Annotated in this window: 9 protein-coding genes and 1 other RNA gene; 9 read left to right on the top strand and 1 reads right to left on the bottom strand. The window is 62.9% G+C overall.

From position 1 onward, the window contains the following. Nucleotides 1–70 precede the first annotated feature (70 nt). The 5 genes from THITHI_RS0107175 to THITHI_RS0107155 all read left to right on the top strand — a co-directional run bounded on the left by THITHI_RS0107175 (nucleotide 71) and on the right by THITHI_RS0107155 (nucleotide 12,713). Nucleotides 71–2,803, top strand: coding sequence for a carboxypeptidase regulatory-like domain-containing protein (locus THITHI_RS0107175; RefSeq protein WP_232199394.1), 2,733 nt, complete (start codon nucleotides 71–73; stop codon nucleotides 2,801–2,803). Beyond that, a complete protein-coding gene (locus THITHI_RS0107170) occupies nucleotides 2,800–6,435 on the top strand; it encodes an NF038132 family protein (protein WP_232199393.1) in 3,636 nt (1,211 codons plus the stop codon). Before THITHI_RS0107175 ends, THITHI_RS0107170 begins: the two co-directional genes overlap by 4 nt. A gap of 129 nt (nucleotides 6,436–6,564) precedes the next feature. Next, a complete protein-coding gene (locus THITHI_RS0107165) occupies nucleotides 6,565–9,612 on the top strand; it encodes a transglutaminase-like domain-containing protein (protein ID WP_232199392.1) in 3,048 nt (1,015 codons plus the stop codon). After that, nucleotides 9,599–10,354: a hypothetical protein gene (locus THITHI_RS20570; protein ID WP_156820494.1), complete on the top strand. Its 756-nt coding sequence runs from the start codon at nucleotides 9,599–9,601 to the stop codon at nucleotides 10,352–10,354. Before THITHI_RS0107165 ends, THITHI_RS20570 begins: the two co-directional genes overlap by 14 nt. A 703-nt stretch (nucleotides 10,355–11,057) precedes the next feature. Continuing rightward, nucleotides 11,058–12,713, top strand: coding sequence for a diguanylate cyclase (locus THITHI_RS0107155; RefSeq protein WP_198005585.1), 1,656 nt, complete (start codon nucleotides 11,058–11,060; stop codon nucleotides 12,711–12,713). Between the two features lie 282 nt (nucleotides 12,714–12,995). Here the strand turns inward: THITHI_RS0107155 and THITHI_RS0107150 are convergent, their stop codons facing one another. Continuing rightward, on the bottom strand, nucleotides 12,996–13,253 hold the full coding sequence (locus THITHI_RS0107150) for a hypothetical protein (protein WP_018232396.1): 258 nt from the start codon (nucleotides 13,251–13,253) through the stop codon (nucleotides 12,996–12,998). 243 nt (nucleotides 13,254–13,496) lie between these two features. Here THITHI_RS0107150 and rnpB point away from each other — a divergent pair. The 4 genes from rnpB (at nucleotide 13,497) to ftsL (ending at nucleotide 16,043) form a co-directional block, all read left to right on the top strand. After that, nucleotides 13,497–13,846: RNase P RNA component class A (gene rnpB, locus THITHI_RS19895), an RNA gene on the top strand. Nucleotides 13,847–14,377: 531 nt separating this feature from the next. After that, nucleotides 14,378–14,830 carry a division/cell wall cluster transcriptional repressor MraZ gene (gene mraZ, locus THITHI_RS0107145; protein WP_018232395.1) on the top strand — a complete coding sequence of 151 codons (453 nt, stop codon included), beginning with the start codon at nucleotides 14,378–14,380 and terminating at the stop codon, nucleotides 14,828–14,830. Beyond that, nucleotides 14,827–15,777: a 16S rRNA (cytosine(1402)-N(4))-methyltransferase RsmH gene (gene rsmH / locus THITHI_RS0107140; RefSeq protein WP_018232394.1), complete on the top strand. Its 951-nt coding sequence runs from the start codon at nucleotides 14,827–14,829 to the stop codon at nucleotides 15,775–15,777. Before mraZ ends, rsmH begins: the two co-directional genes overlap by 4 nt. Further along, nucleotides 15,774–16,043: a cell division protein FtsL gene (gene ftsL / locus THITHI_RS0107135; protein ID WP_018232393.1), complete on the top strand. Its 270-nt coding sequence runs from the start codon at nucleotides 15,774–15,776 to the stop codon at nucleotides 16,041–16,043. The genes rsmH and ftsL overlap by 4 nt, the downstream gene beginning before the upstream one ends. Nucleotides 16,044–16,051: the final 8 nt, after the last annotated feature.

The following is a 16,051-nucleotide window of genomic DNA, read 5'->3' as shown; positions in this document are numbered from 1 at the left end:
TGCTTGCAAGGTTGCGACCACGTACCCTGCATGATATAAAAAGGCGCATCCAAGGAGTGGATCAAGGGACATGAGCATGGCTGCTCGATCACGATTGCCGGATGGGCATTTCTGCTGGCGCATCATTTCTGGCGCCGTATTCTTCCCTCTCATTGTCTGCGCCGTGCTGGCTTCTCCCGCAAAGGGGAACGAGGCCGCGGTGGAGTGGCTGTTGCATCAACAGCATGACGATGGGCGATTCGCGTCGTCCTCTGACGAGAGTCTCCCGTATCACTCCACCAGCGAATCCCTGCGTGCGCTTCGTCTCCCGGGGCGGGGTTCGGAGTCCGCGCAGGCAGGCGGGCTGGGATACCTTGATGCGGCCAGCGTGGACGGCGCCTTGCCGTACCTGTCCCGTGTGCTGATCGCGCGAAGACTGGCAGGGCAGTCCGGTTCTGATGAAGTCGAGGCAGTGCTCATCCATCAGAACGAGGACGGCGGTTTTGGCGGACGTCCGGGTGATCAGAGCAGTGTTCTGGATACACTTGACGCGCTGGAAGCCTTGGCGGTTGCGGGAGTCGCAAGCGGGGCCGTGATTCAACCTTCCATTGCCTACCTGCTGCAACGCCAGCATGCCGACGGTTCTTTCTCGGCCACTTCTGTGAGTCTCCCGTCTTTCTATCTGACATCCCGTGCGCTGTCGGTTCTTCAACCCCACCGCTTTGACTACAACCTGTCTGCGCCATTGCAGCGTGCCGCAGACTTTCTCTGGAACAATCAGGAGCAGGGGCTCTGGGGGGAGATCTGGGAAAGCGCCGAAGCCCTTCTGGCCCTGATACCCCTCACCACGGACACGTCCAGATACGATGCTGCGCTGAATCAGCTGCTCGCAAGGCAGGGTGCGAACGGATCCTGGGATGGCAGTGTGTTGGCCACGGCTTTGGCCTTGCGCGCAATCGAGGCGCCGCGAGCCGTCACAAGTCCGCCGGTACCGAGGCTGGCGGCGATCGGTGGCCGGGTTCTTGATGACTCCACTGGGGTGCCGCTCAATGGGGTGATGGTCACTGCCGCGGGTGACGATGGTTCGAGCATAACCCTTCCCACCGGAACGGACGGACGGTTCACACTCGAGGACCTGGAGCCGCAAGGGTACACCGTAAGTTACGGTGCCGCCGGATACGCGGGGTACGTCCAGTCGATTTCCCTGCAGGCCGGTCAGTTCCTGGATCTGGGAGCGGTGCGCCTTCCCGCTGCTCCTCAAACCGCGCTGATCTCCGGACGCCTGAGCGATGCTGGCACCGGCTCGCCCGTGACAGCAACAATCGGGTTCAGTGGTGATGCCGATGTGTCGGTCTCGACAGGCATGGATGGCCGTTACGCGGTAACGGTGTCGCCGGGTTTGGTGCACATTCAGGTGGTTGCCCCGGGATACCATTCGGTCAATGCAACCGCGACGGTGCAGGCGGGGCAGCGGGTGGAATTCTCCCCTGCGCTGCATCCGGATGATGGCCAGGTGCCGGATGGGCCGGTCTCGATCACCGGGACCATCGTGGACGTGGATACCGGTCTTGCCATGGAAGGTGTATCGGTCACGCTCAAGGATGGGACGGCAGCGGCCGCCACTGATGGTGCAGGCGTATTCGTCCTTGGTGATCTGGAAGCCGGGGAACTCGTGCTGCATGTTACCCGGGAAGGCTACCAATCCGTTGCGGTGAATCTGGTTGCCGTTCCCGGATCCCAGGTGACCATCGGCACGTTGCACCTGATTCCGCTCCCGGATCCTGCCACCACGCTGCACGGGCGCGTCTATGACGTGGAGACGGATCTAGCGGTTGCCGGGGCGACCGTGACAGTGGGTGGCTTGTCCTCTTCGACCGATGAGAGCGGGCAATACCAGATCACGGACATAGAATCGCTGGCGTTCGAGGTGTCCGCGAGCGCGGTTGGTTATCTCTCGGGATCCAATGGTTTCGTCCTCCAGCAGCATGGTGTCGTTCGTCTGGATATCCCGCTGCAGAAGGCCGCTACGGATGGCATAGGAATTGTGCGCGTGGTCAAGGATCGCGTGGCTTATGAGGCCTTCGATGAGGTGCTGGTCTCGGCGGAGGTCGAGAACGAAGGGGATGAGAGTCAGCGGGTGGTGATGGCGGCGACCGTGCTGGGGATCAATAACGACCTGCGTGAGGACTTCGTGATCCCGGTCCCGGGAGGTCCTCGTGACGCACGATTCGACATCGATCCGGGCGAATTGGTGACCCGTGAATTCACCTGGTCACCCGGAAACTGGCCGCCCGGGGATTACCGCATAAATGTGCAAGTCCTCACGGAGCATCGGGACGTTCTCTTGTCCGAAGAGATGGTGCTCATCCGTGTGGTGGAAACCAGCCGTCTGCGCTCGCTGGGTATCCATACCGTTCCGACCCAGGTGATCAGGGGTGAGGAGGTGGAGGTCGAGTTCCTGGCGAGTTTGGAAAACCTCTCGAACGTCGACTCCGAGCTGACCTTTGACTATGCCTTGATTGACCCTGATGGAAACGTGGTACATCAGGGTGACGCGCACATCCCGGTCATGGCTGCCGCATCCTCCAGTCTTGTCTCTTTGGGGACGATCACCCAAGCGTTTGAAGAGGCCGGTTCTTACCCGATTCAAGTCGTGAACGTGCTGGGCATGACCGTGAGCTCAGTGCGTACCGACGACCTGATCGTGCCGCCGAACATCCGGATTGAGGGTCACCTGGGAGCGGAACCCGAAAGTATCACCCCGGGCGAAAGCAAGGGCGTACGCATAAGACTGCGCATAGAAGGCGTGGAGGACTCCCCATGACACGATCCGTATGGATGCGCATCGCGTTGCTGGGCTTGCTCGCGTGCCTCTCGGCCGCTGTTCCGGGCGCCGGATTCGAGAACGGGATCCCAAGCGGTTGGACCTGCGAGGGGAACTGCGGCACTTCCCCGGAGGACGGGGTGGTCACCCTGTCGCCCACGGGGGCGGCCCAGTACGGCTGGGTGGCAACCACCGGGAGCAGCTTTCGTGGCGCCACCTTGCCTGGAATCGGGGGGACCAATGGCTCTCGCCTGCGCTCCCCGCTGTTCTCCGCAGAGTCCGGGGAGGAGCTGGCCTTCTACTTCAACTATGTGACGACCGACGGCGGGGGATATGCCGATTACGCATGGGCCCGGGTTCTGGATGAGTCCATGGAACAGGTCGCCCTGTTGTTCACTGCACGTACCCGCTCGACGGGCAACATCGTGCCCGGTTTCGGTATGCCGGAGGTGGAGGCACAACTCACGCCCGAGAGCGTGGAGATCATCCGGGGTGGCCCGGCGTGGAGTCCGCTCGGGACGGATTCAGGGCGTTGTTACAGCAGTGGGTGCGGCTACACCGGGTGGGTTCATTCCGGCTACGTGTTTCCTGAGATCGGAAACTACGTCCTGGAGCTTGGCGTGGTCAACTGGAGGGATACGCGCTATCAATCAGGCCTGGCATTCGATGGGGTCATGGTCGGCGGTCAACCCATCGATGGTGACCCGGATTATCGGAATGTCACTGTCATTGCCACGCTGTCGAGTGAGGGCATCGAGCTGGATCCGGACTCGTTTGCTGTCTCTCCGGAACGGGTGGAAACCTTTGCGGACCGCATCGAGATCGAGTGGTCCTTCGAAACGTTCACCATAGGGCGTCTCGAGGATCTCGATTTCGGTGTGACCGTCATGGATCCGCAGCCCGGGGAACATCGGCCTGTTGTGGACCAGGTGGTGATCACCTACACCGATCTCACAGGCCGTGAGCATACCCGCCTCCTGGGCCCCCAGGGTGTTGACGTTCTGCCTTCGGGCTTTGACATCGCGTTGTCCACGGACAAGAGCAGCTATCTCCCCGGGGAAGCGGTGAGTGTCTCTGTCGAGATCGCCAACCTCGATGCCGTGGACGCAACAGCTACCGCCACCATCGAGGTTCGGGATGGCGCCGGCGCCGTGGTGGCGGTTCTGCCCGGCATCGATGCCCTGGCCGTGGCGGCCGGTGCGCTCGTCTCCGTGACGCCGCGCCTGATCGATACCTCGGGACTTTACGCTGGCGACTACGAGGTCGTGCTGCGGTTGATTGAGGAGGACGGTGGATCCAGCCACGAAGTGGTCTCGGCGTTCAGAATCGATGCGCCGCAGGACACCGGGCTCGGCGCCTCGGTGAATACGGATCAGGCGGTCTACGCGCCCCTGGAGACGGTGGTGATTACCGCCCGCTTCCGCAATACCGCACCGAACCTGCAGTTGGAGGGCTATACGGCGAGTCTGCAGGTGCTGGATGTTGCCGGCAGTCCGATGTGGAGTGACGAACTGGCACTGCGTACGCTGATGCCGGGCAGCCAACAGGACATGGTTCGGTCCATGCCATTGGGGTCCGCGCCGGCAGGCGTTTATCAGGTTGTCCTGACGGTTCGTGATGCCGAAGGGGTGTCCCGTGCCGTCACCAGTACCGAGTTCGGGGTGTTGTCCACCAGTGAAACGGGTGCAGGTCTTTCCGGCAGCGTTTCGGCTACGCCCGATCCCGTGTTGCGCAGCGAATCCCTGTACCTGGAAGCCCGGCTGAGCAACCACGGCAATGATGCCTTGGTGGATCTGCCGGTGACCCTCACGTTGCTGGATCCGGAGAACGAACAGGAGCTGGCCAGCTGGTCGAAGACCTTGGACCTTCCCCGTGACGGCGTCGCCAGCCTGACGGGCTCCTGGTCGGCGCTCGAACCGGCGGGCACTGTGTTGATGGCCGTACTCAGTGCGGAGATCCAGGGAGAGGTTCGGGTCCTTGACCATGCCGCCGTTGGTGTGGAGGAGAAATTCCTATCAACACCTGCGTTGGGTGGGCGTGGACGGCTTCTGGTCCTGATGGACGCGCCGCGCAGGGAGCAGTGTGAAGGCGTCGGCGGAATGCAGTGGGATCTGATGCCGCCCGGCGGGTTGATTCATGGTGACACCTTGCAGGTGAGTCTCTTTGATGGATCAGGGCTCCTGCTCGACACGGAGACCGCTCGCATCGGAGACGGCTTCCCCGTTGACCGGAATCCCGGGCAGGAGGCCAATCTCGGCATCCAGGCCCTCACGGTGAATGGTATCCGGCTGCTTGTGGAGGCATCCGAGGCCGGTGAAGCGCTCACAGGCCATGTTCGATTGCTGGCCACCGTTCAGCAGGAGGATGGAACCGTGCGGGAGTTTGACACCGGTCTTGTCGAGACGGCGTGTGGCGATTATCCCGAGACGGGCATGGAGTTGGGTGCGTTCACCTTTGCAGGCGTACATCCGTTGTCAGCTGATGGAGTCGCCGAACAGCGTGATTTTCTGACGTCCCTGCTCCGGGATGCGGGCTGGTTCCACACCATCGTGACCGACCGTGATGCTTTTGCACGAGAACTGCGGAGTGGTGGCTACAGCGCCTACCTGCTGCTTTCGTCCGATGTGGCCCTCAAGCCGCAGGTGGAGCGCGAGCTTCGCGAAGCGATCTACGGGGGCGCAGGCATCGTCATGGCCGGTGGCCGGGATCATCGTAATCAGCAGTTGATGATGGACGGCGATTCTCTGGACGTGTTCGGGGTCCGGATCGTAGGCATGTTGCCGGAGGCGACCGGTATCGAGCCGGTCGCAGGCGCGCCGATCGATGTGCCGGAGGCGGGCTTCCCGGACAGTGAGTGGTCCCTGGCGCTTCGACTTGTGGGTGCCGTGCCGGTGGCCGAGTACAGGGTGCCCCGGGGTCGGCCACAGGATGGCACGGCCATGGCGGTTCATCAGTTCGGTTCCGGTAGGGCCGTGATTGCCGGATTCGACATGCTGGCACAGGCCCACGCGCAGGGCGCGGAGGGCGTCTTTGCCCGGCTGTTGCTTGATGCCCTTGAACACGTCCAGCCAGCACCAGGTTTGCATCGCGCCGGGATGGCCGTTCCGGTCCACTGGCGGATCCTCAACCGGGGCGACCTGGCATCCGTTCGCCTGACCCTGGAGACGGCCGACGGGGTGCTTCTTGATCCTGGGGTGGGCGTTCCGCTTGATCCGTACACCGTGGTGTTCGACCTTGAGTTTGCAGCCGGCGAGGAACTGGAGCGGGTGTTCTGGTGGTTGCTGCCGGACGACGTCGAGGATGCCTGGGTCAGCGCAAAAATCGAACTGCGCGAGGGGGTGAGCCTGGTGGAATACGGCACCAGCCGACACCGCTTCCAGGTTTCGTCGCCGCCATCGTTCGATGAGGTACGGGTTGGGCTTCTGGGCCGGTTGGAGTTCCACGCGGACTATGGGCGGGCCCTCGAGAAGTTGGACCAAGCCTACTCCTTCCATGAGCGTGGCGATCCGGAGAAGGCCGTGTTCCATCTCTTGAAGGTGGCGGACTGGCTAGCGCGTATTCACGAGCCGGAGGCGCGCCAGTTGCGCGAAGCCCTCTCCTGGCTGATTCGCGGGATCTCCGGCGAGATCTGAGTTCTGAACGGAATAAACGGTTTTTTCGAGGGATCGACTTCGATGTGTACCACAGCAGGTTTTCCATTGATCTTCCGGCACACCCTCTTTTGTCGAACGGTCGCGATGGTGGTGATCGTTGCATTCACCATGTTGATCACCCAACCGTTGGCCGCGGCGTTACATGCCGATTCGCACGGGCACCAGGAAGAGCGCGTCAGGGCCCCGACCAAGGGGGAACGCCTGGCGGCCTCGCTTCGTGAGGCCCGAGAGGTGTTGCGCTCCGCTGAACGCGGTATCGGCCAGGGCCGGGCCATCGCCGAAGAACGCCGGGCACTCGCCGACCTGCGCCGCCAGATCGCCGCCCTGGACCAGGGCATCCTGCACGAGTTCGACGGGATCGAGGCCCGTCTGCGGGAGCGCGCTGTGCCCGGGGAAATCGTCGCCCGGCATCACGAAACGGTCGCCGCCTACCGGGAGGAAATGAGATCCCTCCTTGAGGACCTCACCGGCATCGAAACCATCGAATCGGAAGGCGAACTGCGCGATCGCATCGAACGCGCCGAACGGCGTCTCTCAGCGCGACAACTCGAGCGATCCCAGCATCCCTTCGACCCGCAGCAGCTGCCCCACGGCCCCCAGCGGCCCAACCCGGACAATCTGCCGCGGGAAGGCCGGGACGGCTTTCTGGGCGCGGGGCTCCTGGACAATCCGCTGGCGCAATGGGCGGGCCTGGAAGGCTACACCTACGATCTGCTTCCCGGTGCCGATGATCCGGCCTACCTGGATGAAACCATCGAGATCCGGCTCAGTCCGGAGATCCGCGCAAAGGCGGCGGAACTGAATCACCAGCCGGTGGAGATCTACCACTGGGTGCGCAACAACGTCGAATGGCTGCCCACCTGGGGCGCCGTGCAGGACAGCGACCTGACGCTGTCGGCGCAACGAGGCAACGCCATGGACATCGCCGGGTTGCTGGTGGCCCTGCTGCGGGCCTCTGACGTGCCCGCCCGCTATGTCCACGGCACCATCGAGGTGCCCGAGGACAGGTTCCGCAACTGGGCGGGTGGTTTCGAGAGTATCGAGGAGGCCATGGACTATGCCGCCTCCGGAGGCATCCCGGTGACCGGGCTCATCCAGGGCGGCCGTGTGACCCATGTGCGCATGGAGCATGTCTGGGCCGAGGCGGCCATCGACTTCCTGCCCTCGCGGGGCGCGGTGATGCGCGGCGCCGACACCTGGCTTGCCCTGGATGCGAGCTTCAAGCAATACGAATTCCTGGAAGGCCTGGACGTGGCGGCCATCGCCGGGATCGACGCCCAAGCCCTGACCGACAGATTTTTACAAAGCGGTGCCGTCAACGAATCCGAGGGTTGGGTCCAGGGGCTTGATTCCACCCTGCTTGAGGCAGCCCAGGAGGATGCCCGTCAGGCGCTGGAGGCGTGCATCGGACAGATGCACGAACCCACCGTGGGCGAGGTCATCGGCGGTCGAAAGGTCATTGTGCGGGAGGAGCCCATCCTGCCGAGCGGACTGCCCTATCCGCGGGCTGTTGAAGGCGTGCGCTACGCGGTCCTGCCCCAGGCGCTGCAGCCGCGCATCAGCTTCGGCCTCGGAGCCGACATCCTGGGTGATCCCCTGGCCCAGACCAGCTTCCCCTGGGCCCAGGTCAACAATGCGCGCATCACCCTCTCGTTCCGCCCCGCGACCCAGGCCGATGAAGATGCCCTTATTGCGCTGCTGCCCGAGGGCGAGATCACCGACATCAACATCAGCCAGCTGCCCTCCAGCATCCCGGCCTATCTCATCCAGGTGGTGCCCGAGCTCAAGGTGAAAGGGGAAACCGTACTCACCGGCTCGCCCATGAGCCTGGGCGAGGAACTCGCATTCCGCTACAGCGTCCGGGACCCCGTGCACGGCACCCGCCACTACCCCAACAAGGTGGTGGCCGGTTCCTACCTGGCGGTGGGCGTGATCGGCGGCAGCGTGGCGGTAGGCAGCCTGGAAGAGGCGCAGACGCGCCTGGAACAGACCCGGGACATCCTCGAATCCGAGAATGAGGCACTGCTTGAGGGCCTGACAAGAGAAGAGCTGCTGGGAGACATGTTCCACGCGGGGCTGCTGGGCTACTTCGCCCAGTATCTGGCCCTGGGGCATCTGTCCGCCCTGACGCAGCAGAGCCACTTCCAGCTGGCCACCTCGGTCGGTACCTACGGCTACGTGCCGAACGTCACCTACTTCTTCGGTATTCCGAGAAGCATCACCCCCGGCGGCGTGGAGATGGACCTGGACCGGGTGGCGCACGTCTCGAGCGTCGACGGGCAGGGCCATGAGACCTGGAAGAACTTCAACTTCCAGCTGGGTGCCTTGAGTTCCGCCCTGGAGCACGCCGTACCCGAGCAGATGTTCGTGACGCCCGAGAACCCCGGCGAGGCGGTCTCGGCGGTCAAGGCGCTGCAGAAGGCTTCCCAACAGGGCCAGCGCATCTATCATATTACCCCGGCCAACCAGGCCGAGGCGTTGCCGCACATCCGTCAGAACAGCCTGACCATGAACGAGATCCGCGCGGCACTGGCGGTGGGCAAGGAAGTGATCGTGCACACCGACCCCGTCAGCGTGCCGGGGTGGAGCGGGGCCGGGTATGTGATCTTTGATGCGGAGACTGGAGCGGGGGCCTGGAAGATTGGGGGTGGAGGGAATGGTTCGTATTCTGAGACTGACCTTGCAAGCGCCGGTCTATCCATACTGAGTGTGGTTGCTGATCTTGCCAGCTTTCTCGCTAAGGCTGGCGTCGCTCTTGCCCATTATGTCACAGCAATTAAAGACGTTAGTAATGTGTTAGCAGGGCTCAGTGCTATGCTAACTGCATACTTAACGTACTCGGCTACCGGAAATCCATGGAGCGCGCTTGGTGCGGGGGCAATTGATTTGGCCTTGACCGTCCTTTCGGGTTATTTGGGTGCAATAGCCTTTGGTTTCTTGTCTGGATTCGCGTCTCCGATCCTCGTCGCCATATTTGTTGCTCTATTAGTCGCATTCGTGATCTCAATACTTAAGAACTGGATTCTTGGTGCAATTTTCTCCGAATTTGATCGAATTATGTATGGCGTGCTGAATGGTAAACTCTATGCGGCCTCGAAACTGGAGGCCAACAGAATAGCCTCGATTGGCAAGAAGGCGTTACATGGGTCTTTGTAGATACGATGCTCCGCCGAGCGCGCTCGCGGTGACTTGGTATGTTTCATATATTCTGGCGATTGGGTCTATTTTAATATTTGTTGTCTCGGTCCAGAACTGGTTCCTTCCTGATCATCCATCCACTCCTAAAATGGTTGGCCATCGTGACGCCGCGTTGATTCTGGTGGCGCTTGCTTTTGTCACGGTGACGTGGCGTCTATGTTTGTTCCTAAAGTCAGATGTGGAACGAACGGTCAGAGCGGCTGGGTGGAAGGTAAGTCATGTGGGCGGAAAGATCCGTGGGTCTTTTGATAGTTCGAGCATTGAGGTGTCAATTGATAGACCTCTGCTTGATTATTGGCCAAGTCCACGAGGGACGCGTGAAGATGTCGTGTGTGGGAGGACCGTCGTTCGGCGCTTTGGTGGATTTAATCCAAGGTATATGCGGAGGCTTGCATCGGTAACAGTGTGGAGAGACGTTCCTGGGAGCGCTTGTCGGCGGGTTCGCTTATGTTCTGGAGCCGGTGCCGAATACGGGGGGAGGGAGACCGCTGAAGTCGTCGAGAAGCTGAATGGTATGTTCGGGTGTGACCCCGGTGATTGGGAGGTGTCTTTTGACGAGGACGTCGTGGTCATTCGCTTTAGAAGTGGCTCATGGGAGGGGAAGACGTTTGAAAGGAAGCTTGTCTGGTCAATGGCTTATATTTTTGATGATGAAGTAATGGAAGTATTGAGCAAAGCAAACGGTGTTGGTGACCAATGAGTGTATGTACAAGTTTGGTAATTACCCGACACAAGGGGTATCCGGCAGATGATCATACCGCCTCTTTTTCCACATCGGTGTCGTGCTTCGGAATGATTGATTGAAGGTGTGCAACATTGAGACAAATGCCGGATGCGCCACCGTGCCCGCGGCGGGGCACCCTGAATTGCGTTGATCCGCATCACCCGGGCAACATGGTTCGGTCCGCGGGGACCACGCGCATACTGAGGAGGCGTGGCACTCCCGGCACTCGCTCACGCCAGCCGTAGTTACCCACTGGGCGAGACCTTCAGGTACGTACCGATCCGTCGAATCGGGAAGGCGGCTCGGCAACGCGCGATTCGGATCGCACCAGTCCGGACCGGATCCCGCTTGAACTCCGGTGAGAATGGTCTTCTACCTGCCATGACACACATCCGCGCTCAGTGTGAGGCTTGATCGATGTGTCCGTGAAGTCTGGGAAGAACCCGGGGCGACCCACCCGAGCGCCCTCTGCTGCGCGGTCGTCTGTATCAGGATTATTCCTTAAGAGGGTTGTGGGAAAGAGTGGCGTACCCCGCGTTTGCGGATAGTATGGCGTGGGGAGTTCAAGGTGTGCGCCGCCCGACACAGGGACGACGACCGCCATTGCCCACGCGGACAAACAAGAAGAACGCGCTGGCCCGCATCGGAATGACCATGAGCGGGCGCGCGCAGAGCAGGGGTGCGTGTGCAGTCAGTGCGCAGGACAATTCTCCTGGCTGTCATGGCGTTGTTGCCACTGACGGCCTCTGGGGACGAAGCAAAATCAGGCGAGGAGGTGCGTATCGGCGTGCTGGCCCATCGCGGCCCGGAGGCGGCGGTGCGGGCATGGACACCTACCGCAGAGTACCTTACCCGCGCCGTGCCGGGGCGGGAGTTTCGTGTTGTTCCCCTCAACAATATCTCCCTGGACGAGGCCATGGCCGCCGGCACGGTGGATTTCGTCATCACCAATCCTGGTTCCTACGCGATACTCGAGGCAACGTACGGTGTGACGCGCATCCTCACCCTGCGCAACCTGCGCGATGATGGTGTCCATACACAGTTCGGCGCGGTTATCTTCACGCGTGCGGACCGCGATGACATCGAAACCCTCCGGGATCTGCGCGGCAGGTCAGTCATGGCGGTGCGCGCAGACGCCTTCGGGGGTTATCTGATGGCCTTGCGCGAGTTCCGTGAGGCCGGCATCCGTCCCGAGCGGGATTTCACCCGCATCGAGTACGTCGGTCTGCCCCAGGACCAGATCGTGCTGGCCGTCGCCGCGGGCGAAGTGGATGCGGGTACCGTGCGTACGGACACCCTGGAGCGCATGGCCGCCGAAGGGGTGGTGCACATGGAACGGTTCAAGGTGATCAATCGCAGGCAGGTGACGGGCTTTCCCTTCCTGCTCAGCACGCGGCTGTATCCGGAATGGGCCTTCGCGCGCAGTGCGCACGTTCCGGAACAGCTTGCCCACCAGGTGGGCGTGGCGCTGCTGCAGCTCGCGCCGGACAGCCCGGAGGCGCGCGCCAGCCAGTCCGCCGGCTGGACCATGCCGCTGGATTACACGCCGGTGCACGAGCTGCTGCGGGAACTGCGTATCGGCCCCTATGCGGACCTGGACCGCGTCGATCTGGAGACCCTGCTGCGCCACTACTGGCACTGGCTCCTGCTGCTGTTCGGACTGCTGGTCATGGTTATCGGGGCAGCAGGCTACATCATGCGCATCAATCGCAGGCTGAGTCACTCACAGACGCAACTGGTGGAACTCGCCGGCGCACTCGAGCAATCCAACCGGGTGCTCCAGGAAATGTCCGTCAAGGACGGCCTGACCGGGCTCGCCAACCACCGGCACTTCAAGGAGGTACTGGCCCGGGAATGGGCCCGCTGCGAACGCCAGGAAATGCCCTTGAGCCTGCTCATGGTGGACATCGACCATTTCAAGCGGCACAACGACCTTTACGGACACCTGGCCGGGGACCAGTGTCTGCGGCAGTTGGCGGCCGTGCTCCACTCGGCCGTGCAGCGGCCGGGGGACTTGCCGGCGCGTTTCGGCGGCGAGGAGTTCGTCGTGGTTCTGCCCGATACCGGCGCGCACGGTGCGAGAGCCGTCGCGGAACGTGTCCGCGAAATGGCGTCCCGACTGAACCTGGAGGCGTGCGAAGGGCAACCCATGCCTCATGTCACGGTCAGCGTCGGTGTGGCCACCCGGGTGCCGCACGACGCATTGAGCCCCGAGCGCCTGATCGCTGCGGCAGACGCTGCCCTGTACCGCGCCAAGGATGCGGGTCGCAACTGTGTCAAGGTGCATGAGGCAGGTGACGAGCAGCTTGGTTTACGGCCGCCCGCACCCGCCTGAAGAAGGTAGGAAAAGGGCCGGGGGGGTGTAGGCTTCACACTCCGTTCCCTTTGACAGGCTGTTGAATGACTCTCGGCTGGCGCCATGCTGCGTTGGAAAACGTCCAGCATGCCCGTGTACCCACCTGTGCGCTGCGCTGCGCTGTTGCTTGCTTTGCGCCTTGCCTGGCATCCACCGGAGACTTTCACAACAGACTGTTGACGGTTCTGATGGTGTTTTTCTGATCCAGGCGGAGGTCTGTTCCGGTCCGACTCCCCGGCATCGCTCGCCGCCGCGGCTGATCTAAGCACCGCGTGACCGCAGCGGGCAGTCGTCCTCGGGCCAGGGCGAGTGGTTGGGCAGATGAGCCTCCGCGCAGGTCGCCCGTTCGGGGCATTGCAGGCAATCGAGCACGCGGCGCTGAGCCCTCAGCGCCTCGACGCAACGGGTTGCCTGGGCGTGAACGCGCCTGCTATGGCGCACACGGGCCAGGAATCCCCACGCGATGGAGATGAACAGGGCGAGCCAGACGCTGAATAGGACGAGTATCCCGATACTCATGTGGCCACCTGGAGTTTCCCTTTCGGAGATTGAGTCTCTTTCTTGTGATCAGGTTAACAGTGCCACTGCGTCCGGGCATGACCCCGGTCAATGAAATGCCAGAGATGCGGCGGGGTGTCGCACGCAGGGGCCAGGCCTTCCGTTGCGCGCCCAGTGATAGCGGTTCTCTTCGATGCGCGGTTCTCCCTCCCTGTTTCCAACAGCCTCTTGTAACTTTCCGAAACCCCGGTAGTCTAACCACCCGGAGTCGGCCGGACAGTCGCGGCGGTGCTTGCGCCGTCGAGGAAAGTCCGGGCTCCGCAGGGCAGGGTGCCAGGTAACGCCTGGGCGGCGCGAGCCGACGGAAAGTGCCACAGAAAACATACCGCCGATGGCCTTCGGGCACAGGTAAGGGTGAAATGGTGCGGTAAGAGCGCACCGCGCGGGTGGCAACACGCCGCGGCACGGCAAACCCCACCCGGAGCAAGGCCAAATAGGGGTGCATCGGTGTGGCCCGCATCGCACCCGGGTAGGCTGCTTGAGGCGCGCGGTGACGCGCGTCCCAGATGAATGACTGTCCCCGACAGAACCCGGCTTACAGGCCGGCTCCCTTTGAATTTCGCGCCCCGGCAGACCCCGGGGCGCTCTTTATGGTGTTCTGGAGGGCTCCGGGCCAACATGCGGCCGGGTCCCGCCAGAATGCTCGTGACGGAAATTATCGAAGGATCAATTGGTTGTCTCGTGTTCGGCCTGTCCGTACGGTATTCGCGAGTTCCGTACAGGTCCTCGAGGGCTTCGTTGCTCGCGAGGGACCCGGTTATGGATGCGTCCGGCCGGCGCGGTTCCAAAGCATGAAGCACCCTTGGGTCCCCGGGACCGGGAACCCAGGGGTGAGGACCCCGCTTCAGTTAAAGTGACTTGTGAACAGTCGGCCCCAACTCCGTGAACCCAATGCGCTGTTTCGAGCTCGCCTGGACGCACTGCTCCCACCATTAGGACCCCGCTCTAAGTCTTTGTGACACAAGCACTATTTTTGCTCGGCAGGCCCTGTTTTTCCTTGACACCATGGCGGAACCGTACCTATAGTGTAGAAATGTGGGGAATGGTGGGGGAAAGTGGTTTTCCCTCCCCAATGGGAGCCGGGCGTGTTTCGAGGCGTGACCAATCTCAATTTGGATGCCAAGGGGCGCATGGCCATGCCGTCCCGGTATCGCGATCGCCTGGTGGATTCCTGTGAAGGGCGACTGGTGCTCACCGTGGATCGGGACGGCTGCCTCCTGGTCTATCCACAGCCCGAGTGGGAGCGCATCGAACAGGCGCTCATGTCCCGCCCCAACATGGACCGGCAGGTCCGACGCCTCCAGCGTCTGCTGGTGGGCCATGCCACCGAATGCGAACTGGACGGGCAGGGCCGAATTCTGCTGCCCACCCCGCTGCGTGAGTACGCCGCGCTGGACAAGCGCGCGGTGCTGGTGGGCCAGGGTAACAAGTTCGAGTTGTGGGACGAGGATACCTGGGTCCGGCGCAGGGAGGACTGGTTCCGGGAAGAGGATGAGGCCGGCGATCTGAGCGCGGCACTGGAGAGCCTCTCCCTGTGACCGGGGGCTCCAATCCGGCGCCCGACAGTCATCGCGCGGTGTTGCTGGATGAGGCCACGGAGGCACTGGCGGTACGCCCCGAAGGGCTGTATGTGGATGCCACCTTCGGCCGGGGAGGGCATAGCGGCAGGATTCTTGAGCGGCTCGGGCCGGGCGGTCGATTGATCGCCCTGGATCGGGACCCGCAGGCCGCCGCCGAGGCGGCACGACGATTCGGCGGCGATGAACGCTTTCACTTTGAGCGGTGTTCATTCGACATGCTGCAGCAGGTGGCAGACAGCTTGGGAGTCACTGGCCGGCTGGACGGGGTCCTGCTGGACCTGGGGGTCTCTTCCCCCCAGTTGGACGACCCGGCACGTGGCTTCAGCTTTCAGAGCGACGGGCCGCTGGACATGCGCATGGATCCGGATTCCGGCGAGTCGGCGGCCGCCTGGCTGGCCCGTGCCCCGGAGGATGACATTGCCCGGGTGCTCAAGGACTACGGAGAGGAGCGTTTCGCCCGGCGCATCGCCCGGCGGATCGTGGAGGCACGAAGCGACACGCCCATCGAGCGCACCGGGCAGTTGGCGGACCTCGTGGCGGCGGCGGTACCCACCCGGGAGCGCCACAAGCATCCGGCCACGCGCACTTTCCAGGCAATCCGTATCCACGTGAATGACGAACTGGACATGCTGCGCCGCTGCCTCGCCAGCATACCCGCGCTGCTGGCTCCGGGCGGGCGCCTGGCGGTGATCAGTTTCCATTCCCTGGAGGATCGGCTGGTGAAGCGGTTCATGCGCGAGCAGGTCGAAGGCGAACGCCTGCCCCGGCGTCTGCCGGTCCGCGAGAGCCGGCGCGGCCAGACCCTGCGGCTGGTCGGGCGCGCGGTTCGTGCAGGGGAAGCCGAGGTGGCGGGCAACCCCCGCGCGCGCAGCGCCGTGCTGCGGGTGGCGGAGCGCCTGCCGTGAACCTGCGCCTGTTCGGTCTCTCGCTGCTGTTTCTGGCGGTGATCGGCTCGGCCCTCGGCGTGGTCTACAGCAAGCACCACAGCCGCGGGTTGTTCACCGCGTTGCAGGCGGAGACCGAGGTGCGGGACCAGTTGAACGTGGAGTGGGGTCAGCTGCAACTGGAGCAGAGCACCTGGGCCACCCACGGCCGTATAGAAGAGGTGGCGCGCGGGCGCCTGGAGATGACGCTGCCGGACGCCCGATCCACCGTGATCCTGCTGGAGTGAATGACTGC

This window comes from Thioalkalivibrio thiocyanodenitrificans ARhD 1 (genome assembly GCF_000378965.1).
Lineage (GTDB): Bacteria > Pseudomonadota > Gammaproteobacteria > Ectothiorhodospirales > Ectothiorhodospiraceae > Thioalkalivibrio_A > Thioalkalivibrio_A thiocyanodenitrificans.
Note: the sequence above shows the minus strand (reverse complement) of the source record. Positions and strands in the feature narration are given on the sequence as shown.